The organism is Candidatus Defluviibacterium haderslevense (genome assembly GCA_016712225.1).
GTDB classification, from domain to species: domain Bacteria; phylum Bacteroidota; class Bacteroidia; order Chitinophagales; family Saprospiraceae; genus Vicinibacter; species Vicinibacter haderslevensis.
Genome location: JADJRL010000003.1, coordinates 1,409,468 through 1,434,186, shown reverse-complemented (window position 1 = coordinate 1,434,186; position 24,719 = coordinate 1,409,468). Strand labels below are relative to the sequence as shown.

The 24,719-nt window shown below is 31.0% G+C and carries 19 protein-coding genes; 6 read left to right on the top strand and 13 right to left on the bottom strand.

From position 1 onward, the window contains the following. Position 1: 1 nt before the first annotated feature. A complete protein-coding gene (locus tag IPK88_05820; protein ID MBK8242921.1) occupies positions 2-1,519 on the top strand; it encodes a GH3 auxin-responsive promoter family protein in 1,518 nt (505 codons plus the stop codon). A 67-nt stretch (positions 1,520-1,586) separates the two neighbouring features. Here the strand turns inward: IPK88_05820 and nadA are convergent, their stop codons facing one another. The 11 genes from nadA to IPK88_05765 form a co-directional block, all read right to left on the bottom strand. Further along, positions 1,587-2,600: a quinolinate synthase NadA gene (gene nadA, locus IPK88_05815; GenBank protein ID MBK8242920.1), complete on the bottom strand. Its 1,014-nt coding sequence runs from the start codon at positions 2,598-2,600 to the stop codon at positions 1,587-1,589. 27 nt (positions 2,601-2,627) lie between these two features. Beyond that, entirely contained in the window at positions 2,628-4,682 is a 2,055-nt protein-coding gene (gene paaZ / locus IPK88_05810; GenBank protein MBK8242919.1) for a phenylacetic acid degradation bifunctional protein PaaZ, read from the bottom strand. 7 nt (positions 4,683-4,689) lie between these two features. Beyond that, positions 4,690-5,157: a hypothetical protein gene (locus tag IPK88_05805; protein ID MBK8242918.1), complete on the bottom strand. Its 468-nt coding sequence runs from the start codon at positions 5,155-5,157 to the stop codon at positions 4,690-4,692. Positions 5,158-5,199: 42 nt separating this feature from the next. Further along, positions 5,200-6,402: an acetyl-CoA C-acyltransferase gene (locus tag IPK88_05800; GenBank protein ID MBK8242917.1), complete on the bottom strand. Its 1,203-nt coding sequence runs from the start codon at positions 6,400-6,402 to the stop codon at positions 5,200-5,202. 5 nt (positions 6,403-6,407) lie between these two features. Further along, on the bottom strand, positions 6,408-6,818 hold the full coding sequence (locus tag IPK88_05795) for a hotdog fold thioesterase (protein MBK8242916.1): 411 nt from the start codon (positions 6,816-6,818) through the stop codon (positions 6,408-6,410). Between the two features lie 12 nt (positions 6,819-6,830). Beyond that, positions 6,831-7,988 (bottom strand): 3-hydroxybutyryl-CoA dehydrogenase, encoded by a 1,158-nt coding sequence (locus tag IPK88_05790; GenBank protein MBK8242915.1) that lies wholly within the window; start codon positions 7,986-7,988, stop codon positions 6,831-6,833. Between the two features lie 505 nt (positions 7,989-8,493). Further along, on the bottom strand, positions 8,494-9,255 hold the full coding sequence (paaC, locus tag IPK88_05785) for a phenylacetate-CoA oxygenase subunit PaaC (GenBank protein MBK8242914.1): 762 nt from the start codon (positions 9,253-9,255) through the stop codon (positions 8,494-8,496). Next, on the bottom strand, positions 9,255-9,539 hold the full coding sequence (gene paaB, locus IPK88_05780; protein ID MBK8242913.1) for a 1,2-phenylacetyl-CoA epoxidase subunit B: 285 nt from the start codon (positions 9,537-9,539) through the stop codon (positions 9,255-9,257). The genes paaC and paaB overlap by 1 nt, the downstream gene beginning before the upstream one ends. Positions 9,540-9,569: 30 nt before the next feature. After that, positions 9,570-10,508 carry a 1,2-phenylacetyl-CoA epoxidase subunit A gene (gene paaA, locus IPK88_05775; protein ID MBK8242912.1) on the bottom strand — a complete coding sequence of 313 codons (939 nt, stop codon included), beginning with the start codon at positions 10,506-10,508 and terminating at the stop codon, positions 9,570-9,572. Between the two features lie 81 nt (positions 10,509-10,589). Beyond that, the gene (locus tag IPK88_05770; protein MBK8242911.1) at positions 10,590-11,654 is read right to left on the bottom strand and encodes a 2Fe-2S iron-sulfur cluster binding domain-containing protein; all 1,065 of its coding nucleotides are present in this window, start codon (positions 11,652-11,654) and stop codon (positions 10,590-10,592) included. A 136-nt stretch (positions 11,655-11,790) separates the two neighbouring features. Next, positions 11,791-12,141 carry a carboxypeptidase-like regulatory domain-containing protein gene (locus tag IPK88_05765; GenBank protein MBK8242910.1) on the bottom strand — a complete coding sequence of 117 codons (351 nt, stop codon included), beginning with the start codon at positions 12,139-12,141 and terminating at the stop codon, positions 11,791-11,793. A gap of 623 nt (positions 12,142-12,764) precedes the next feature. Here IPK88_05765 and IPK88_05760 point away from each other — a divergent pair. Next, positions 12,765-13,406: a murein L,D-transpeptidase catalytic domain family protein gene (locus IPK88_05760; protein ID MBK8242909.1), complete on the top strand. Its 642-nt coding sequence runs from the start codon at positions 12,765-12,767 to the stop codon at positions 13,404-13,406. An 85-nt stretch (positions 13,407-13,491) separates the two neighbouring features. Further along, complete coding sequence (locus IPK88_05755) at positions 13,492-15,093, top strand: L,D-transpeptidase family protein (protein ID MBK8242908.1); 1,602 nt, start codon at positions 13,492-13,494, stop codon at positions 15,091-15,093. Between the two features lie 135 nt (positions 15,094-15,228). Here IPK88_05755 and IPK88_05750 read toward each other — a convergent pair whose 3' ends face one another. Next, complete coding sequence (locus IPK88_05750; protein MBK8242907.1) at positions 15,229-15,993, bottom strand: glutaminyl-peptide cyclotransferase; 765 nt, start codon at positions 15,991-15,993, stop codon at positions 15,229-15,231. Positions 15,994-16,221: 228 nt separating this feature from the next. Between IPK88_05750 and IPK88_05745 the strand changes: the two genes are divergently transcribed. Next, positions 16,222-17,130, top strand: a complete 909-nt coding sequence (locus IPK88_05745) for a DMT family transporter (GenBank protein ID MBK8242906.1) — start codon at positions 16,222-16,224, stop codon at positions 17,128-17,130. Between the two features lie 21 nt (positions 17,131-17,151). On the opposite strand, the gene uvrA is transcribed toward IPK88_05745, so the two are convergent. Next, on the bottom strand, positions 17,152-19,995 hold the full coding sequence (uvrA, locus tag IPK88_05740) for an excinuclease ABC subunit UvrA (GenBank protein ID MBK8242905.1): 2,844 nt from the start codon (positions 19,993-19,995) through the stop codon (positions 17,152-17,154). A gap of 186 nt (positions 19,996-20,181) precedes the next feature. Here uvrA and IPK88_05735 point away from each other — a divergent pair, with 186 nt between their 5' ends. Together IPK88_05735 and IPK88_05730 are read left to right on the top strand one after the other, a co-directional pair. Then, a complete protein-coding gene (locus IPK88_05735; GenBank protein MBK8242904.1) occupies positions 20,182-20,721 on the top strand; it encodes a hypothetical protein in 540 nt (179 codons plus the stop codon). 339 nt (positions 20,722-21,060) lie between these two features. Continuing rightward, positions 21,061-24,651, top strand: a complete 3,591-nt coding sequence (locus IPK88_05730) for an HYR domain-containing protein (protein ID MBK8242903.1) — start codon at positions 21,061-21,063, stop codon at positions 24,649-24,651. Positions 24,652-24,719 lie beyond the last annotated feature (68 nt).

Genomic DNA, 24,719 nt, shown 5'->3' with positions numbered 1-24,719 from the left:
AATGAATAGCTTAATTAACGCCATATGGTCACAATACTTAAAAGTGCATCAAGGCCAAATTGAGAATTTTATTGAAAAACCACATGAAACCCAAACTGCCCAATTAAAGACCATACTAAAGACAGCCAGAAATACTGAATGGGGTTTAAGATATCAATTTGATAGTATAACCAAAAAAGAAGAGTGGCAGCAAAGAGTTCCTATTCGTGAATACGATTTGTTTAAAAATGATATAAATCGTATGATGCAAGGTGAAACGGATATATTATGGCCAGGAAGGGTAAAATATTTTGCTAAATCATCGGGGACTACAGCCGATAAAAGTAAATTTATACCCATCACTAATGAAAATCATAAAGATTGTCATACAAAGGGGAGTTGGCGTTTAGTGGCTAAGCTTTATGAGAATCTTGAGAATCCAAAAATTGTAGAAGGAAAAAGTATACTATTGGTTGGTAGCTTAAATAAAGACCTCAAAGAATATCCAGGTAGTATTATTGGAGATGTATCAGCTGTTATTTTACAAAGAACTTCAAAATTTGCTTTACCATTTATTAGTCCAAGTTTAGATATTAATTTAATACCTAATTTTGAAGAAAAATTAGAATTAATAGCAACTAATTGTTTGAATGAAGATATTCGAATGATAGCTGGAACACCTACTTGGGCTATGGTATTATTCAAAAAATTGCTAGAAATTACAGGAAAGCAGAATATCCAAGAAATTTGGCCCAACATACAAGCATTTGTGCATGGTGCAGTAAGTTTTGTTCCTTATAGGAAGCCATTTGAAACTTTTTTTCCAAATCCAGGAATGTCATATATGGAGACCTACAATGCTTCTGAGGGTTATTTTGCAGTTCAGAATGATTTTGGGCACGATGATATGTTGCTTTTATTAGATAATGGTGTGTATTATGAATTTATTCCAATGGCTGAATGGGAAAAAGAGTTTCCTGAAACTAAATTACTTCATGAAGTTGAAGTGGGAAAAAATTATGCAATGGTTATAACCACAAATTCTGGACTTTATCGTTACAAAATAGGAGACACCATTCAATTTACTTCAACTTCTCCATATAAAATTAAAATAACGGGGCGGGTTAAACAATTTATTAATGTATTTGGAGAGGAGCTAATGGTAGCAAATACAGATGAAGCACTTGCAAAAACAAGTAAAGAATTTGGGGTTTTAGTACGAGATTATACGGCAGCGCCTATTTTTTTAAATACAAATAGTAAAGGTGGACATGAATGGGTTATTGAGTTTGAGAAACCCCCTGAAGATGCTGAAGCTTTTGCAAATGTATTGGATGATAATTTGAAAAAATTAAATTCGGATTATGAAGCTAAAAGGTACAAAGGTTTAGCAATGGAGCGATTAAAGTTGCACATAGCACCTTCTGGTACATTTATGAAATGGTTAAAAAATAGAAATAAAATTGGAGCACAACAAAAAGTACCCAGATTATCTAATGAACGTAATAATATTGAAGAAATTATTAAATTAATTTCTTAGGATTCAATCATTAATATTTTTAGACCCCAACATAATACCCTAAATTAAAATTAATTAAAAATTAATCCTAAAGCCCAGCTGCTAAACTTATTTCTAACATTCTATCGATTGCATTTTTTGCATTTTTTAGAACATAATCTGAAAGAATAATTTCAGGTAACTCATATTTTAGACAGAGATATAATTTTTCCAAAGTATTGCGTTTCATATGTGGACATTCATTACATGCACAATGATTCGTTGGTGGGGCCGGAATAAAAGTTTTATTTGGAGATGCTAATTGCATTTGATGAATGATTCCTGATTCAGTGGCAACAATAAATGATTGGGATTCATTTTTTTGAATAAACTTAAGCAAACCACTTGTTGAACCAATATAATCTGCTAATTCTAATACAGCAGATTCGCATTCAGGATGGGCAATAATTAGAGCTTCAGGATGTTTAATTTTTAATTTGGTTATTTTTTCATGCGAAAATATTTCATGAACCATGCAAGAGCCATTCCAAAGGATCATTTTACGACCTGTTATTTTTTCTAAATATGCACCTAGATTTTTGTCAGGAGCAAAAATAATATCACGATCAATAGGGATACTGTTTATAATATGGACAGCATTAGATGAAGTACAGCAAATATCAGTTAATGTTTTTAATTCTGCACTGCAATTTACATAACTAACCACAATATGATCTGGATATTTTTCTTTGAATTTTGCAAATAAGGGAGCTGGACATGAATCCGATAAAGAACAACCCGCTTTTAAATCCGGGAGAACAACTTTTTTATTTGGAGATAAAATTTTTGCAGTTTCAGCCATGAAATGCACACCTGCAAATACAATCATATCTGCAGTTGTCCTTTCTGCTTCTTGAGATAATTGAAGGCTATCTCCAACAAAATCAGCGATATCTTGAATGTCAGGATCTTGATAGTAATGAGCTAAGATGACAGCATTTTTTTCTTTTTTTAAATGATTAATTTCTGAAATTAAATCCAAATTGGGATCTACAAAAACATCTAAATAGCCAATTTTATCTAAATTGTCTATTTGTTCATCATTCACTAAATTAACATTCATAATTATTCTATTTGAAAAATGAGTAATTTAAATAGATGGATATTTTTTCTTTACCATAGTCAATATGGTGGCTATTGCTACTGAATCACCGGATTCATCAAAAACATCAACCAACCATTTAACAATACCCTTATCAATATCGTCTTCAGATTTTTTTTCTTGTTCGATTTTTTCTTTAACTATTAGTTTTACACAAATGGTCATCCCCGGATAGACTGGTTTTGTAAAGCGGCACTCATCTATTCCATAATTTAATAAAACAGGTCCTTTTTTTGCATCTACAAACAAACCTGCGGCTTTTGATAAAATATAATATCCATGTGCTACGCGTTGATTAAAAATGGTTCCTTCCAGTGAAGTAGCATCCATGTGGGCATAAAAATGATCTCCACTAAGGTTTGCAAAATTGGTAATATCAGCATCGGTTACTGTGTGTTTAGCAGTTACTAACATATCGCCAATATTTAATTCTTCAAAATACTTTTTGAATAGATGAATTTCTTTTTCATGGCCAGTTGATCCATATTGATGAACTTGAGTAATTTGAGTAATCATATCTGGAGAACCTTGAATAGCAGTTCTTTGCAAATAATGTTTCACACCACGTAAACCACCCATTTCTTCTCCACCACCTGCTCTTCCAGGACCACCATGAACCAACATGGGCATTGGTGATCCGTGTCCGGTACTTTCTTTTGCACAGGATTCATTTAATATTAAAATCCGTCCATGGTGCGATGCAGCATTTAAAACATAAGAAGTAGCAATTGTTTTATCAGAGGTAATGATTGAACTTACTAATGACCCCTTACCTAATTTTGAAATTGCTATAGCTTCATCTAAATCATTATATGGAATCAAAGTACTTGCAGGGCCAAATGCTTCTAACTCATGTGAATCTAAATATTTAAAAGGTTGCTCATTCAACATCAAAATAGGAGATATAAAAGAGCCTTTACTTCCATCTGCATCAACAACAGAAATTGGATCTAAAGTACCATAAACAATGGGTGTTAATTTAGATAGCGCTATAATTTTTTCTTTTACTTCTTTTAATTGAATTGGACCAGCTAGGGCACCCATCTTGACTTCTTCGTTATTAGGATTCCCAATAATTGTTTTTTGTAGTCTTAAACTTAATGCAATTTGAACATCTGATAAATAATTTTGGGGAACAATAATCCTTCGGATGGCAGTACACTTTTGACCACATTTAGTAGTCATTTCCCTATGCACTTCTTTAATGAATATATCAAAATCTTTACTACCTGGAGCAGCATCCAATCCAAGTATAGAACAATTTAAAGAATCTGCCTCCATGTTAAAAGGAACAGACTCACTAATTATTTTAGGATGTGCCTTTAACTGTCTACCAGTTTGTGATGAACCCGTGAAGGTGACAACATCTTGAGAAATGACATGGTCCAGAATACCATTTGCAGACCCGCAAATTAATTGGATGGATCCTTTCGGTAAAATACCAGAAGAAATGATATCTTTGAAAACGGCTTCTGTTAGAAAAGAAGTTACAGTAGCAGGTTTTATTATAGCAGGAACACCTGCCAATAAATTGACTGAAATTTTTTCCAACATTCCCCATATTGGAAAATTAAATGCGTTTATATGAATGGCAACACCTTCTTTTGGAACCATAATATGATGTCCAATAAAAGTATTTGATTTCGATAAAGAAACCGGGTCTCCGTCCACATAAAATTTTTGGTTGGGAAATTTTTTTCTTAAACTTGCATAAGCGAAAAGGGTACCAATTCCTCCATCGATGTCAACCCAACTATCAGTTTTAGTTGCACCCGTCATATAACTAATAGGATAATATAAAGATTTGCGTTCTGTCAAAAATAATGCTAAGGCCTTTAACATCCTACCTCTTTCATGAAAGGTTAATTTTCTTAAATTATTGCCTCCGACTTTTCGACCATACTGTAGCATTTTTTCAAAATCAATTCCGGAAGATGAGGCTATGGCAATGGGTTCGCCTTTAACTGAATCCATTAAAATTTGACCATCATTATTTCCTTCAATCCATTGATCTTCAATATAATTTTTTAATTTTAATAACATATTTCAATTAATTTATAATGGTAATTCCAAATTGTTTACAATGGTGTGTAACATGCTTAAATAATAAAGCTTCATTTAAACTAAGATCCAAATCTCCAAAAAATGGATTTCTCAATTTAGAATTTGGATTAACATCATAGAAATGATACATTTCATTGATTTCAAATTGTAAATTTTTTAATGAAGCTAAATAGTCTATATTTATGATCGGAGCAGGTGTATCAGGCATTAACGCATTTTTTGTATTTTCTTTAAAAGGTATTTCAGAACGAATAAAAGATTGCATTTTTTCTAGTTTTTCTAAAGGGGTAATAATTTCGTTCACTATAACATTTCCATTAGCAACTTTAAAAGATTCTATTAAATGTTCTACCATTTGATGAACATTCATAAGTCCCCACTTCCCGTTTGAATTTGGGTCAAGAGGTTGCAATAAGTTTATAAATTTTGATGTTAAAAACAATTTTTTATCCATTATAAAAATGTTATTTTGTAGGAAAATAAATATTCAGATAGATTAAACCCGTTGAATAATAACGGCATATCCCTGGCCGACCCCAATACACATAGTACATAATGCAAATTCAACATTTTTTTCATGTAATTCGTGAGCTGCTGTCAGGATTAATCTTGAGCCAGACATTCCCAATGGGTGACCTAAGGCAATGGCTCCACCGTTTGGATTAATTCGATCGTCACGATCATCTATACCTAATTCACGGGTACAAGATAGTACTTGTGATGCAAAGGCCTCATTGATTTCGATAATTCCCATCTGTTCTAATTTAAGATTTGCTTTTTTTAAGGCTAATCTACTAGCTTCAACTGGCCCTATTCCCATAAATTTGGGTTCAGTGCCAATTACCGCTGAGGAAATAATTTTAGCTAAAGGTTTGAATTGATATTTATCAATAATAGTGGATGATCCAATTAATAATGCTGCAGAACCATCATTCAATCCGGATGAATTACCTGCTGTAACTGTACCATTGGTTCGAAAAGCTGGTTTTAAACTGCTTAGTTTTTCTAAAGTCGAATCAGGTTTAGGAAACTCATCTTTCTCAAATAACATAGAATTATTTTTTCCAAGAGGAATAGCAATTGGTACTATTTCTTTAGAAAATCTTTTTGCTAAAAAAGCATTTTTTGTTTTTTCCTGTGACCAGAAAGCAAAAGAATCTTGATCGAACCTTGAAATATTGTATTTGACAGCTAGATTCTCAGCCGTTTCACCCATGCTATCACAGCCATATTGTTGTTCTAAAGAGGGATTGATAAAACGCCAACCAAAGGTACTATCATACATTTTAGCATCTCGACCAAAAGCAGAGCTTGTTTTAGAAATGATCCAGGGACTTCGAGTCATACCTTCAACGCCACCAGAAATAAATAAATGACCGTCGTTTGTTTGAATAGCTCGATGAGCATGAATAACAGCCGACATTCCCGATGCGCATAATCGATTTATAGTTTCGCCTGCAACTTTATAATGTAATCCAGCTAATAAAGAAGCCATTCTAGCAATGTTGCGATTATCTTCTCCAGATTGATTGGCACATCCTAGTATAACATCGTCAATATCTAATGGATCTATAAAGGGATATTTATTCATTAATGATCGAATGCTGTGAGCAGCGAGGTCATCAGTTCTAACCAAAGCTAAAGATCCACCTAATGAACCTATTGGAGATCTTGTTCCATCAATTATAAATGTATCCATATATTTTAAATTACATTTTGACTAGTCCTGTAACAAACGCCTTTAAAAACTGCAACAATAATGTCTTCTTGATTTTTAACAATTACTTCGTAAGTACCAATTTTTTTTGATTGGGTAATCAATTTTGCTTCAGCAATTAATATGTCGTTTTCACGGATCGCATTAGTATGGGTTATTGATGTCTCTATAGAAAGGCTTAGTTGATCATAACTATTACAGGCAAATGCAAAAGCACTGTCAGCAAGCGAATAAGAAATACCGCCATGAGCCACATTATGTCCATTCATCATATCTGATCTAACGTGCATTTTTAATATGCAATGTCCTTCATTAGTAAGTATTTTTTCTATATTTAACCATTGACTAAACTTATCTGAGTTAAACATTTTATTAAACACTAATTCTGCAGTTTTCATTTATGAAACAAGTTATTGAAAAAAAGTCATATTTTTTGCAGCATATTCTCTTAATAGTACACAACATCGATATCTGGTATCATGATATTTGTTAAACAATTCATCTAATTGATTAACGCAATTTTGTATACCTATTTCGTCAGCCCAAGTCAATAAACCTTTTGGATAATTTACACCCTTTGTCATCGCAAGTTCTAAATCCTCCTTAGTTGCAACTTGTAAAAGTAAAGCTTCAGCAGCTTCATTAATGAGCATTACCAAAATTTGATTCACTATATTTTTACCGAGTGTGAAATCTTTATTTGGAGTTGATTTAATTTCAGAATTATGGTATTGATAAAAACCACGACCAGATTTTCTACCTAAAAATCCTGCTTCCAATAATCTTTTTTGAGTAAACGAAGGTTTATATCTGCTATCATAATAAAAAGCATTAAAAATACTTTCAGTAACAGCATAATTTATATCATGACCAATGAAATCCATTAATGTGAACGGCCCCATTTTAAAACCTCCAATTTCGGTCATAGCCCAATCTATTGTTTCAATGTCAGCTATTCCCTCTTCATACATTTTTATAGCTTCTCCATAAAATGGTCTTGCTAATCGATTTACTATAAATCCTGGAGTATCTATTGCTTGTACAATTACTTTTTTACTTTTCAATAAAATTTGCTTCACAGTATCAATAGTTTTTTGCGAAGTTTGGATAGCTGGAATTACTTCCACTAAAGGCATTATTGTTGCAGGATTAAAGAAATGCACTCCGATAAACCTGTCAGGAAAAAGAACGGTTGATGCCAGAGCAGTAATAGACAATGAAGATGTATTTGTAGCTACTATACAAGTATCTGAAATAATTTTATTTAATTGACTAAAGAGTTCTTTTTTCAAAGATAAATCTTCTTTTATTACTTCAATAATAAGTTCGCATGAATAAAATTCATTTAAATTAGATTTCCAATGAAATTTTGATTCAATAATTTTTGCTTCAGTAGTTGATAATTTTGATTTTTGAACCAATTGTTCTAATGATTTTTCAATGGAAAGTTTGGCTTTTTGAGTGGCACCCTCAAAAGTATCAAACAACATTATTTCATATCCTGCTGTTGCAAAAACTTGAGCTATTCCTTGCCCCATAGTTCCTAATCCAATGATTCCAATTTCCATAAGTTTAATTAAAGTAAAAATTATAATGGGAGTCTAAAGTTTGAGATCGTTTAAAGAGTGATTTGAAATTTTTTAATGTAAACATATATTTTAGAGTGTTTTTGTAACTAGTAAAATTGGTATTTTTAAAAAATCAGTATTAGTAAATAATTTTTTAATTCTATTTTCTTTTCTTTGAAGGCAATTATTACAAAATAAGGAAATATATTTGATTTTAAAAATTGTGTATAGACTAATCCAATTCAGATTTAGTAAATTATTCATTTTTTGATTTTGAATTACTAATGCAATTTGAATAGAATCATTTAATTTTTTGGTGAAGTACTTTATTTTTTGGATTATATCAATCTTATTAAATAATCTAAATTTTACATTACTAGAATCAATGTCTATAAATTGAGTTTTAGAAATATATTTTATTGCAAATTGATTCAATGGTTAGTGTTTATATGAACTTTAATTTATTTAATATTGAATTTAATTAATGATAATAAAATTGAGGTTTTTACCATTCAAGACCTGGATAAGCTCTTTGCATAAATTGCAAGTCAGATAAAATATATCCCAAATGTTCCGAGTGAACTCCTGACTTCCCTCCATTTTGCATCCACACAGAATCAGGTTTAATTAGAGTGGCTTCTAAAAAGACGCGATCAATAGTTTCATTCCAAATTTTATGAATTAATTGTAAATCAGGGCATATTCCTTGTTTTGTCATTTCTATTTCTGATTCAACAGGTTTGAATAATTCCTGGGTATATGTCCATAAATTATTAACTGCAGTCTGAACTTTGATATGGCTTAATTCGGTTCCATCACCAAGTCGAATAAGCCACTCGCTGCACCACCTCAAGTGGTAGGTTGTCTCTTTTATAGATTTCTGTGCAATTTCTGATAAATTAATATTTTGAGAATTTATTAATTGATTAAAGAAAGGGTGATTGAATGCTTCTAAAAGAAATTGTCTTACAATGGTATATGCAAAATCTACATTTTCTTGTTCAACCAGCAGTACATTTTTAAAATCCATTACATCTCTTAAAAAAGCAAGATCATCTTCAGTACGATTATTATTTTCAATTTTTGCTGCAAGTTGATATAATAATCTTGCCCTGCCAATATAATCTAAAGCAATATTAGTTAAGGCTATGTCTTGTTCTAGAACGGGACCATGTCCACACCATTCTCCAAGTCTTTGACCAAGGATTAATGAGTTATCAGCATGGATCAAAATAAAATCAAAAATTGCTTTATCGGAATTATCCATTACATATGTTTTAGCTCATCTGGCAAGTTATAGAATGTAGGATGTCTATAAATTTTATCTTGAGCAGGATCGAAAAGTGATTCATTTTCTGCAGGATCTGAAGATACAATCAGATTAGACTCTACAACCCAAATACTTACTCCTTCTTGTCTTCTGGTGTAAACATCTCTTGCATTTTCAATGGCCATCTTTGCATCTGTTGCATGAAGGCTACCAACATGTTTGTGGTCTAACCCATTTTTACTTCTAATAAATACTTCAAAAAGTGGCCAAGTATTCAAAATAGATTATTTAATTTAGTTAATAAATATTGGCTAAGAAGCCATTTTTTTAAATTTTTTTGAAGAATAAGCAACAGCAGCATCCCGAACCCAAGAACCGTTTTCATGTGCTTTTTTTCGAGCATCTAAACGCTGTTTATTGCAAGGTCCATTTCCATTTAAAACATTCCAAAATTCCTCCCAATTTATTTCACCCATGTCGTAATGATTTCGTTCACTATTCCAAGACAATTTTTCATCTGGAATAGTTAAACCTAAAATGGTTGCTTGAGGAACTGTCATGTCAACGAATTTTTGACGTAAATCATCGTTTGTAAATCGTTTTATTTTCCAAGTTATGTTTTGACTTGAATTTGGAGATTCTGAATCTCTTGGACCAAACATCATAAGTGATGGCCACCACCATCTGTTAAGTGCGTCTTGGGCCATTTTTTTTTGAAGTTCACTTCCATTACATAAAGTGAGCATGATTTCAAATCCCTGCCGTTGATGAAAACTTTCTTCTTTACATATTTTCACCATAGCCCTAGCATATGGTCCGTAAGAAGTTCGGCAAAGTGCAACTTGATTTAAAATTGCTGCACCATCGACTAACCAACCAATTGCACCCATATCTGCCCAGGTTAAAGCAGGATAATTGAAAATACTAGAATATTTTGACTTACCAGAATTTAATTCTTCATATAAAGTCTCACGATCAATCCCCAGTGTTTCGGCAGCACTATATAAATATAGACCATGACCAGCTTCATCCTGAACTTTAGCTAAAAGGATGGCCTTTCGCTTAAGTGTTGGTGCCCTGGAGATCCAATTTCCCTCAGGAAGCATTCCAACTACTTCAGAATGAGCATGTTGAGCTATTTGGCGGATGAGTGTTTTTCTATAACCATCTGGCATCCAATCCTTCGCTTCAATCTTTTCTTCAAGATCTATTCGATGTTGGAATTTGTTATTTAATACTGATATATCCATAAGTCTTTGTTTTAAAGCAAATTTGCACCCAATAGATCAAAAGTACTTTATAATATTTGTTACAATAACAGAAAACTTTAATTATTGATCAAAATCAATGTTAATTTCTGTAGTTTTTGGATAAGATTGGCAGGTTAAAATATATCCATTTGCTATTTCATCAGGTTCCAAACCATAATTAACATTCATGCTTACTTCACCATCTATTAGTTTTGCCTTACAGGTACAACAAACACCTCCTTTACATGCATAAGGTAAATTCGCATTTTTATTAAGGGCCGCATCAAGTATACTTTGAGTTCCAAAGGGTAATAAAAAACTTAAGGTTCTACCATCAATTTTTAAATTAATTTTTGAAACTTGACCAGAGGATTCCTGAGGTTTTAATTTTGTTAGGTTTAAAATAGGAGCACCAAAGAGCTCAAAATGAATTTTATGTTCATTAATACCACATGAAATCAATACTTCTTTTACAGTCATGATCATTTCTTCAGGGCCACAAATAAAAACTTCGTCTAATTGATCAGGAAAGAATATTTTGTTATTAAAGTTAATAATTTTATCAGCATTTATCCTACCGTTAAATAGTTCCTCATCTTGAGCTTCCTGACTCAAGATAAAATGTACTTGAAATTGATGTAAGTAATTATCTTTTAAAGCTAAAAGTGTATTTTTAAAGATAATCGCATCACTTTTTTGATTTCCATATATGAGTGTTACTTGGCTATTTTTTTCAATTAATAAAATAGATTTGATTAAAGATAAAATAGGTGTTATTCCACTACCAGAAGCTATAAACAGGTATGATTTAGTGTTTATTTCATTAATATTCGTAGTGAATTTGCCATCAGGAGGCATAATTTCGATTAAATCTCCTATTTTAAAATGATCATTGGCGTAGGTAGAAAAAACGCCTCCTTCAATCTTTTTAATGGCTACGCGCCATTCATTATCAAATGGGCTGGAGCAAAGAGAATAAGATCTGTGAAAATCAGTCCCATTTATATTCTTAATTATTGTTATATACTGACCAGGTTTATATTGAAAAAGGTCTTTAAGCTCATCATTAATATCAAATGATATGGAAATACAGCTTTCTGTCTCTTTTTGAACATCTTTGATTTTAACCGGAAAACTATGTTTCATAACTTGAATAAAAGCGCAAAGATATCATTTATTGGAAATGAAAGATTAAGAAATTTGTTGTCGATGAATGTAATTTAAATAAAAATACCTGATCAAAAAGACCAGGTATAATTTATTATCTACAATGGGATAAATTTTAATTTAAATCAAAATGCTGAACCTTCTTTTGTTCCAAACCTAAATGATATTCAACATCAGTTATTCGCTGTACATTTTCCAATATTTTATCTTCATAGCCAGTCATTGAAATTTTAACTTTAAATCCACCATTTGGTGCACCGATCAGAAAAAAATAACCTTCAACATCGCTCATTGTGATAAACTCATTAGTTTGATTTTCTATTTTTATCATGGCGCCTTCAATTGGAAGGTTGGTAGATAAATCATAAATTACACCACGAAAATTTGCTGGATGCGTAATCTCCTTATACTGTGCATTAGAAAACGCGCTTAATAATAATAACCCCCCTAATAGTAACTGTTTCATAATTCAAATATTTATTTATTAATAATTCTTAATTTATTTATAACAATGATTATATTAATCCAATAATGCTGCAAAGTTTTGCATTATTCTTAACATAAGACAAGTATGATCGACAAAAGGTTGCTTTTATTCTACTAAAATATCTAATTTTAAAAACTATTAACATTTCATAAATCAATTATAATAATATGAATATGAGTACTATTTTATATTATGTAATAATTTAATATGTTTTAAAACAATAAGATAATGAAATAGAAATTGGAACATGAAATTATACAAGTGGTTTTATTTTATAATTATACTTATCATCAAAATCTATTTTTAACGCAGCTCAATTTTTATCGAAGAAATTTTAAAATATATGTAGACGATTCTAATTGGATCATATGGTGTTAAAATAAAGTTAAGTCAAAATTATTTGATTGGATGCATAAAACTCTTTTGAATTGATTAACAAAAATTAACGAAATCCATTTATAAAAAATAATGATATGTTAATTTTTATCCGCTCAAAATAATTTGATATCAAGGTTAAGACTATGAATAAATGTGTATTGTGGTTTAAATTATTCTAAAATTTTAATTGATCAATTATAGAAAATTATAATTATCTTTGGTTTATGAATTTTATTTATTGGTTAACCTTACTTAATATTTACTTTTCAGAACCTTTATTACCCTCAAAAGCGATAGAGGGTAAATCTGTAGCGGTCACAGAATATGAAAATTTATATAAGGAACTCAAATTAACAAATATTATTGGATTTGAAGCTTTCAAGAAATCCATGGAGGGATATGCTAAATATAAACCTTCAAAGCCAATAATTGCAATTTGTGATTTTACAAAACCATCAAATCTAAAAAGATTTTGTGTTATAGATTTGGAACATAAGTCATTGATAATCAATTCTCTTGTTGCGCATGGAAAGAATTCAGGGGGTCTTATTCCTACTTCATTTTCAAATCAACCTGAATCCTTAAAAAGCAGTTTGGGATTTTATAATATTGGAAAAATTATCCAGAGTCCAAAACATGGCGAAGCCATACTTTTAAATGGATTAGAAAGGGGTGTTAATGAAAATGCTAGAGCAAGAGAAATTATAATACATGGAGCTCATTATGTTTGCAATAGTTTTATAGAAAAATACGGTAGATTAGGAAGAAGTTTTGGTTGTCCCGCATTACCAATAGACGTGATGATTAAAATTGCGCCCATTATTGCAAATGGTGGATTATTAAATATATACGCAGAACATAATTAAAACAATAATAAGTAGGATTAATAATAGTATAAATGTGCTTTTCGCTAAAGCCATTATAGTGTTGTTGTTTTTAATTTACTTTTTGATGTTTAACTCTTGTAAGAAAATTAAAATTGAAAGAGTCATTAGCCAAGATAGTCAAGTCTATAGGAATCTTGATTACAGTAGTCAAAAATTAGATAGTTGTTATGTATATGATTTTTTAGAAAATCAGTCGTCTCTCACTAAATTTAAGGAAGACATGAGCTCTTTTTACAGAAGAAGAAATTTCCAGTTTGCTTGGTTTAGCAATAATATCTTTACTGTAGGAGCTAATACATTTATAAATGCATTATATGAATACCAAGTAATTTTTCATGACTCAACCTTAATAGATGAGTCGTTACTAAGTTTGATCAATCCTTTTTTAATGAATGATCAGGATTGTAAATTGAATGATGATCAAAAATTGTTAATTGAAATACACTTAACGGCCATTTTTTTTAAGTATGCAAATCGAGTATATTATGGAATTGATAAAAATATTAAAGATTTGGAATGGTTTATTCCTAGGAAGAAAAAGAACTTTTATTATTTGATTGATACATTAGTGAATGCTAAAGCAGGTTACGAAATATATGAACCCGTAAATAGTTTTTACAAAGCTCTAAAAAATGAATTAAAGAAATATAGTCACATTGAAAAGGAAGGCTTATGGTGTTTAATGGGAGCACTGCCAAATACATTGATTAAAGGTGATCGTTCGCCCATAGTAGAAATGGTCAAAGATAATTTATTTTTAACTCAAGATTATTTGGAGTTTGATCATGATGATTTGTTTGATGAATGTATGGAAGAATCCATTAAATTATTTCAAAAAAGAAATGGTTTTATTGAGAATGGTGTGCTTGATGAAAGTACATTTTATGAATTAAATCAACCAATATCCTATAAAATCAAGCAAATTATGATAAATTTGGAACGGTTACGTTGGATGCCGGATACGATTCCAAATAATTATTTATTAGTAAATATTCCAGATTTTAGATTAAAAGTTTACGAAAATGGTATTGAACAGTGGAATTTAAAGGTTGTTGTTGGTAAACAAGCTACAGCTACTAATATATTCATGGGTATTTTATCAATGGTTGTTTTTTGCCCATATTGGAATATCCCTTCCAGTATCATTATAAATGAATTGATTCCAAAAATAAAAAGAAATGAGAACTATTTGTCCCAAAACAATATGGAAATATTAAAAAATGGCAAGCGCGTTTCTGCATCGTCGATTCAATGGAGTAATTATAAAAAATCATTTCCTTATACTATTCGCCAAAAACCAGGAAAGAACAATGCACTAGGGCAAGTAAAGTTTGTATTTCCAAATCATTTTAATATCTATCTTCATGATACACCAGCAAAGGAATTATTTAATCAAACAACTAGAGCATTTAGTCATGGATGTATTCGATTAAGTGAACCACAAAAGTTGGCTAAATATCTTTTAAGGTTTGAAGAATTTTATACAGAAAATAAAATAAATGAACTCATGTATTCTGAAAAAGAAACCATCGTTCAGATTAAACCTCACATTCCTGTAATTATAACGTACTTAACTTCATGGGTAGACGATTCGAAGCGATTACAATTTCGTAAAGATATTTATGGTCATGATAAGAGATTATATTCAGAAATTTTTGGAAATTGAGTAAGTCGTTTGATTAAATTTTTTGAATTCTTAAATGGTGTGAAAGAAACCTACTTCAAAAAATGTTAGTAATTTCTTATTGTTTTTGAATGATTAAGATTTTAATTTTAAATTCAATGTTATGACGAGGGTATATTATTCAATTTTTATTTCAAATAAGGTGGGCCAAAATTTCCCAGTAATATAGAAAGTTTTGGATTCAGAATTGAATGCAATTCCATTTAATACATCAATATTAGAATATTTTGTTGCAGCTTTATTTTTTAAATCAAATAGATTTAAGATACCAACCACTTTACCATCTATTGGATCAATTTTATAAATATCATTTCTATTCCATTGATTTGCATAAATAAAACCATCAACATATTCCAATTCATTCAATTGACTTATCATTACATTTTTATTTTTTACATAAATCTTTTTTATTAATCCAAGATCATTTGGATTATAATAATATAAGGTATTTGTGCCATCACTAACCCATAAATTTTGACCATCTGAACATATTCCCCAACCTTCAGTTGCAATATTGAATGTTTTTATTAGGTCAAAATTGGATTTACGATAAACGAATACAAAATGATTTTGCCAAGTTAATTGATATATAAAGGAATCTAATACACAAATTCCTTCCGCAAAAATATGATCATCCATATGAATCGTATCATAAGCCTGTCCAGTAATCATATCTACTTTTAATAGCTTTGATTTATTTTCTAAACCAATGCTTTCATATAAAACATTATTTTCCCAAACCAGACCTTGAGTAAAGGATTGAGGATCATGAGGATATTCATGAATAATGGTGAATTTGAGTTTTTTTGGTTTATTGTCATTATTGCAATTTAATCCAAGAATAACAATACACACAATTGCATAAATATTAAAATTCTTCATGCTACAAAATTAATAACAAATTATTGAAATTGACTTTATTTATAGCTGGTAAATGATTCAAAAATGTATTTTTACAATGGAATATTAAATGATTAAGGAATTATTCTTAAATCTTATATTCCGTCGTGATTCACAATTTGTTAAATATAATAAATCTTTATTAAAAATGTCTAAATTTGTCATTTGTTAAAGTTTTTATCATAATTAGAGTAATGAATTTTTTAATAAATGGATAGACCCAGTTTCTTATCATGGATTGTATTACTTATACTTACTGTCATTTGGGGATTTAGCTATTATTTCATTAAACATAGTCTAACTAGTTTTTCACCAATCCAAATATCAGTATTAAGAATGATAATCAGCGCAGTAGTATTAAGTCCTTTTTTACCAAGGGCATTACAAAAAGTTAATAAAAAACAGTACCTAACCATAATTATTATAGCAATTATCGGTTCATTTCTACCCGCTTTTTTATATCCACTTGCACAACAAAGGATATCCAGTTCATTAGCAGGAATTATTAATGCTTTTACTCCTATTTGTACATTTGGTATTGGTGTTTTCTTTTTTGGTATTAAGAATGAGTTATCAAAAAGATTAGGTGCAATCATTGCCTTTATAGGTGCGTTAGTGTTAATATTATTTAAATCTAAAGTCGAGTTAAATGCTGAATTATCTTTTCTGTTAATTGCATTTATAGTACCATTTTTATATGGAATAAATTCAAATGTAATTAAGAAAAATTTAAATATGATTTCCGGATTACATTTAACTGCTTTACTCTATTTTTCCTTATCAATATTTTGTATACCAATTGCTATTTATACAGAATCATTCGATCAAATTAAAATTGCTCTAAGTGAGGGCAATGCTTTTTACCATTTATTAGCTCTAAGTATTTTAGGAAGTGCTCTAGCAATGGCTTTATTTAATATTCTTATCAAAAAAGTGAATATAATGTTTGCTGCAAGTGTTACATATCTGATGCCAATCGTTGCATTAATTATTGGATTTTTTGATGATGAAAAAATAGTTTGGAATGATATAGTCGGATTGATTTTAATTTTAATAGGAGTTCTTATAATGAATAATGTTATTTCCTTAAATACAATTAAGAAAGCAATGACCAATTGAATATTAAAACAAATTAATTGATTATAATAATTCTTTTCTGAGATATTGGCCTGTAAAAGATTTTTCTTCTTTTGCAACATGTTCAGGTGTGCCGAAGGATACGATATGACCGCCTTGTTTTCCTCCTTCTGGACCTAAATCTAATACAAAATCTGCTACTTTAATTACATCCAAATTGTGTTCAATAACCATGACGGTGTTCCCTCTATCTACTAATTTTTGTAATACGGCGAGTAGGTGTTTTATATCTTCAAAATGTAGTCCAGTCGTTGGTTCATCCAGAATATATAATGTTTTTCCTGTATCTTTTTTTGATAGTTCTTCTGATAATTTAACTCGTTGTGCTTCACCGCCAGAAAGTGTGGTCGCTTGTTGTCCTAAAGTAATATAATCTAATCCAACATCACGTAATGTACTTAATTTTCTATAAATATTTGGAATATGTTCAAAAAAGGAAGTTGCTTCTTCAACAGTCATAAGCAAAATATCTCCTATTGATTTTCCTTTATATAGAATTTCTAATGTTTCTTTATTATACCTTTTTCCGCGACATGATTCGCATAATACATAAACATCAGGAAGGAAATTCATTTCTATTACACGCATTCCGCCACCTTCACACAACTCACATCTTCCACCTGCGACATTAAATGAGAATCTTCCAGGTTTATAACCTCTTATTCTAGATTCAGGATGTATGGAAAATAAATTTCTAATTTCTGTAAATACTCCAGTATACGTTGCGGGATTTGATCTTGGTGTTCTTCCAATAGGATTTTGATCAATTTCAATAACTTTATCTAGAAATTCAATTCCTTCAATTCTATCAAAAGCTAATGGTCTTTGCAAACTATTATAAAAAAATTCTCTTAAATATGGGTATAAAGTGTCATTAATTAATGTGGACTTTCCACTTCCCGAAACTCCAGTAATTGCAATAAATGTACCTAGTGGAAACTTAATGCTTAAGTTTTTTAGGTTATGACCAGTGGCTCCGTATATAGTAATAAAATTGCCATTTCCTTTGCGCCTTTTTTTAGGAATTTCAATTTTTAATTGACCATTTAAATATTTTGCAGTAGAAGAATCAGAATTTTTTAAAAATTGTTTTGGTGTTCCTTCAGCTACTATTTGTCCTCCATGTTTGCCAGCTCCCGGACCAAGGTCAATAATATAGTCGGATGCCAACATTATATCCTTATCATGTTCCACTACTATTACAGTGTTTCCAATGTCTGTTAATTCTCTTAATGATTTTATTAGTCTTTGATTATCTCTCTGATGCAAGCCAATGGAAGGTTCGTCCAAAACATAAGTAATTCCAGTGAGTTGTGAACCAATTTGAGTAGCTAATCTTGTACGCTGTGATTCACCACCAGATAAGGTCATTATAGGTCTGTTTAAATTAAGGTAGTCCAGTCCAACGTATAATAAAAAATCAAGCCTGACTTTAATTTCTTTTAATACATCTTTACTAATTAATTTCTGACGGTCTGAAATTCTTGATTCTAGATCATTTAACCATTTGGCCAAATCAGAAATGTCCATATTAGCTAATTCAGCAATATTCTTATTGTCTAATTTGAAAAAGAGCGATTCTTTTTTCAATCTAGTTCCTTTACAAGAAGGACAAGGCAGAATCGTCATAAAATCACCAGCAAACTGTCTTATTTTTTCGGAGGTAGAATCATTATACCATCTTCTAAGCATATTTGATAGGCCTTCATTAGCTAAATGATAGTTTCCTTCAAACCAGGTACTTCCCGGAGGTGCAGGGAAACTATCATCTCCACCATTTAAAATTATATCTAATGCTTGCTTTGGAATTTTTTTTATAGGGGTATCATAATTGAATTTATGACGATCTGCAATTTGTTTTAATTGTTTAAATGTTAAGGTATCTCTTACTTCTCCAAGTGGTACAATCCCTATTTCATTTATACTTTTGGTGTCATCTGGTATTATTTGATTGATATCAATTTCATGTACCTCTCCTATTCCTTTGCATATTGGGCAAGCACCATATGGAGAGTTAAAAGAAAATGAATTTGGAGAAGGTTCATCATAAGATAAACCAGTTACAGGGTCCATTAATCGTTTGCTTAAAGGGTGTAGCATTCCATTTTCAATGGTTTGAACAAATACAACCTCATTTCCTAAACGTAAAGCGGTTTGTAGACTATAAATTAATCTTTCTTCCCTTTCTTTAACAATTTGAATTCGATCTACAACAACTTCAATGTCATGAATTTTAAATCGATCCACCTGCATTCCGGGTGTGAGGTCAACGATATTGCCATCAAGTCTAATTTTGTTAAATCCCTGTTTTCTTATTTGATCAAAAAGTTCCCTATAATGTCCTTTTCGTGATCTAATGACAGGAGCCAATATAGTTATGTGCTGTTGATTAAATTGTTCAAATATTAATTGAACCATTTGCTCTTCAGTATATCGTACCATTTTTTCTCCAGTAGCATGAGAATAAGCATCTCCTGCCCTTGCATACAATAAGCGAAATAAATCATATATTTCAGTTATCGTGCCAACGGTTGATCTTGGATTCCAACCGGTTGTTTTTTGTTCAATTGAAATAACGGGACTTAATCCGTCTATTTTCTCCACATCAGGTCTTTCTATAGAACCAATAAATTGTCGGGCATAATGTGAAAAAGTTTCCATATATCGTCGTTGCCCTTCAGCATATATGGTATCAAAAGCTAAAGATGATTTTCCACTGCCCGAAATTCCTGTCAAAACGATTAACTTGTTTCTAGGAATTCGGATTGAAATATTATCAAGATTATGTTCATTTGCACCAATGATATCGATGTAATCCAGATCTAGAACTTGATTTATTTTATCCATAATATTAAAAAGCAAAGATATTAAAATACCAACAAGGCGAACGCTTAAAGTCTAAAACAAGGAATAACCTATAGGTTTTGGTCGTCCAATTCATTATAAATGAAATATTAACAAGCTAAATCTAATTAGCTTTACATCTTATTGGTAAAATAAATGTTTTGGTGAATTTTAAAAATAAAAGCCTATATGTCTATAATAAAGGTGAACGATTTGAATTTTAAATTGATTATTAATTCAGAACAAATTCAAGCCAAAGTTAGAGAAATTGCTTTACATCTCGAACGAAAGCTGATTCAAAATAATGATATTATTACATTAGTCATTATGGATGGAGCATTCATATTTGCTGCAGATCTGTTCCGTTGCATTAACCTAGAAATGCAACCAAAGTTTATCAAAATTAAATCTTATCTCGGGGAAACTCAATCTACAGAAATTCTTATAGATCATATAAATATTGAAATATTTAAAAACAAAACGATCATTATCATTGAGGATATTATTGATTCAGGAAATAGTATGTTTGAGTTAATTACCAAATTGAAAGCTGCATCTGTAAAAGAAATATTCTTAGTAGCAATGATTATAAAGTCAAGTCAAATAAGATCTGAAATAAATGTTGATTTATTTGGATATAACTTAGGTCCAGAATTTATAATTGGCTATGGAATGGATTATCAAGGTTGTGGAAGAGGGTTGCAAGGGATTTACCAAAAAATGATATGACAGGTAAATTAGGTTTTTAGATAGATTTCTTTTCATTTTGAAATCCCATTTCTTTTTTTTTGTATTGAGTAGTATATTATGATACATTTTTTGAATGAGCATAAAATCATTTGATTTTAAGTATATTGACTTCTAAAACACTTACATTCAGTACATTATATAAATCAAAATGTAACAAATTATGAAAGCATTATGGTATAAATGTAATTTTTTACACAGAATGGAATTAATTTTGTATCATTGCAATGGTTTTAGTAATCTTTTTTTTTGCTCTAACCAAGTCATAAGGGAGTTCTCGGATAGCACCACGTTTTTATTTAATTTATTAACTTAATTACGATGAAAAAACAACTCCGCTTTTTCTTAGGGCTATTTATTTTCCATTTTTTATTTTTGTTGTTAATTACTGGAATCCAAGCTCAGTCTCAATACAAAGCTTTTTATTTATTAAAACCACCCGGTTCATGTACAGAACCACCAATAATCACTTGTCCATCTGATTTTAATTCTTGCCCAGGAGCTTCCACCGATCCTTCAAATACAGGAAATGCAACTGCAAAACCAGGGGGAATAACGTGTAATCAACCCATAATTAAATATGTTGATATAGTTGTTTCCCAAGGTCCGTGCAATGGAAGTATTCATTTGAATCGCGTATGGACGGCCTATGATCCACAGGATCCAAATTTAAATTCTTCTTGTTCTCAATCCATTAAATTGTTTGATGACCAAGCACCGATTATTTCAAATTGTCCTGTAGATATTACAGTAAATGTTAATAGTAATTGTAAAGCAAATGTGAGTTGGACCTCACCAAGTGTAACTGATAATTGCGGCAAACTATTTCTTACAGTTTCACATATAAGTGGAGATGTCTTTCCAATGGGTGTTACCAAAGTTACGTATACAGCAGAAGATTTATGTAATAATAAGTCTACTTGCTCTTTTAACATTAACGTTGTAGGAGTATGTTGTACCAAACCACCAATTATAAATTGCCCTGTAGATTTTATTGGATGTCCAAACGATACAATACTTCCGAAAAAAACCGGTACTGCCATAGTAGTTCCTGGATCACCAGAATGTGGAACTCCCATTTTGACTTTTAGAGATTCAATATTATCCAATGGTCCTTGTCCAGGAGCTTTATCATTGATTCGTATTTGGACAGCAATAGATCCATTTGATTCAATATTAGCATCTAGATGTATGCAATCCATTATTTTAAAGGATGATATTTCTCCAACAATTCTAAATTGTCCAACAAATATTACTGTGAGCCCTGGAATTGATTGCAAGGCACAAGTAAATTGGACATTACCATCTGTTTCAGATAATTGTAAGGTTGTATCTTTTGTAAGTAATTTTGCCTCTGGGAGTTCATTTAGTGAAGGCACAACTACTATAACATATGCAGCGACTGATATATGCGGACATGTTTCAAATTGTTCATTTACAATTACAGTGACTGGTTGCTGTCAAAATGCACCTAATATTATTTGCCCAAGTTTATTTAAAGCATGTCCTGGAACTTCATCTGATCCAACGATAACGGGACAAGCCATTGCTACAAAATCCAATGTTATTTGTTCAGAACCACTTTTAAGTTATACAGATTCCATTATACCTGGAATATGTTTAGGTTCAATGACTATATTTAGAACATGGAAAGCTACAGATCAAAACAATTCAAATTTATTTGCAACTTGTATTCAAAAGATCGAATTAATAGATGATATAGCGCCTTCTTTTACCAGCTGTCCGGGAAATATTACGATAAACCCTGATCCCATTGATTGTAAAGCAATAGGTCAATGGACACCACCAAATGGGATTGATAATTGCTCTTCAAATATTGTCATTTCGTCAAGTCATACTCCAGGTTCAAGTTTTGGTGTTGGTGTAACCACAGTTACATATACAATAACTGATGCCTGTGGTAATTCAGCGCAACATGTTTTTACTGTTACTGTTCCTAATACATGTTGTAAGCAACCACCCTCTATCCAATGTCCATCCAATTATAAAGGATGCCCAACAAATGATTGTTCTCCTATGGTATCGGGTACAGCTACTGCCATACCAGCCCATCCAACTTGTGGAACACCAATAATAACATATAAAGATTCTTTGATTAATCTCTATTCTTCATGTCCAAACGGAAAAAAATTTTTAAGGATATGGAAGGCAAGAGATCCAAATGATAGTACGCTCGCAACTTATTGTAGACAATTAATCGATCTATATGATAATATTCCACCTACTTGGATATCATGTCCTCCTAACATTACCGTAAATGCAAATGGGGCATGCGAAGCAATTGTGAATTGGACAGAGCCAACTGCAACTGATAATTGTAGCAGTATGATTCAAATTACTTCAAATTATAAGCCTGGTCAAGTTTTTACTTCTGGATCTCATAATGTAGTTTATACTGCAAAAGATGCATGTGGTAATTATATTAATCATAGTTTTATTGTTACCGTAATTGGATCTGGTTTAAAAATTAAATGTCCATCTGACATTATTGTTAATAAGGATCCAAATGCTCCAGGTGCATATGTAAATTGGAGTCATCCAACGGTGAACGTTTGTAGTCCTTGTGTAGATGTGATTCCAGGTTTTATTTATATGGGAACATATGGAGGAAGTAAATATTTCTGCTCTAATAAAGCATTAACCTGGCAGGAGGCAAAAATAAATTGTCAAAATGTTGGTGGTAAATTATGTGTAATGAACACACAAGCCGAAAACAGTTGGGTGGCTAGTAAATTAATGGGTCAAACAGCATTTATCGGACTTCATGATTCTAATTTTGAAGGTAATTTTGAATGGATTGATAATAGTCCTTTAAATTTTACTAATTGGTATCCAGGGCAACCCAATAATGCCAATGGTGATCAAGATTATGTTGAACTCCTTCCAGATGGAACTTGGAATGATCAATATTCAAACTGTGTTCGCGAATATATTTGTGAGGTACCTTGTTATGAGATTAAACAGATTGCAGGGCCTGAATGTGGAAGTTTTTTCAAATGTGGAACAACGAAAGTTACCTATGTTGCCACTCAAGGAAATTATAGAGATACATGTAGTTTTAATGTTACTGTAAAATGTAATAACAATAATTATTGTGAATCTCGAGGACAAAGTTGTAGTTATATGTGGATTCAATGTGTAAATTTTTGCAATGTTAATAATTGCTCCGGCAATAATGGAGGATATGCATATTTCCCAAATGTTTGTGGTCAACTTAATTGGGGGCAAACATATTCCTTATGCCTAACACCTGGTTTTTCCGGATCTTCTTATCAGGTTTATTGGAAAGTTTGGATCGATTATAATGAAGATGGTGATTTTGTTGATGCTGATGAATTTATTGCTTTTGGTACTGGAAGTTCAACACTGTGTGGAACTTTTACGGTTCCAAGTAATTGTCCTTGCCCAAGTAGAAATACTCGAATGAGGGTATCAATGGCTTATGGTGGATATCCAAGTAACCCATGTTGTAGTTTTGCATATGGAGAAGTAGAAGATTATTGTATAAATATTGCACCTAGTAATGTTACAGGCCCAATTATTAGCAGAAGTTCTAATTCACCGGTTACAGAATTATTTAGTAAAACGGATTTAAATCATACTATAGAAATTAAAGATCAGAAAGCAGGAGGAGCTCAAATTGAACAAATTGGTTCAAGCATTGACATATTCCCAAATCCCGGGAATCAATTGATCCAAATTAATTCTTCAGGATTTTTAAACCATCAATTTAAAGTATTTGATTCATCTGGAAAACAGATATACTTGGGAAATCAATTGACCACTAATAATCAAATTAATGTAAAGGATTGGCCAAATGGATATTATTTATTGTGTATCTATAATCCAAGTGGGGAACGAACAATTAAAAAATTTGTAATTCAACATTAAATTGTAAAAAGTAAGTAGAGTAATTCTAATTACCTTGAAGACCAGCTTTCTTGTATTAGAAAGCTGGT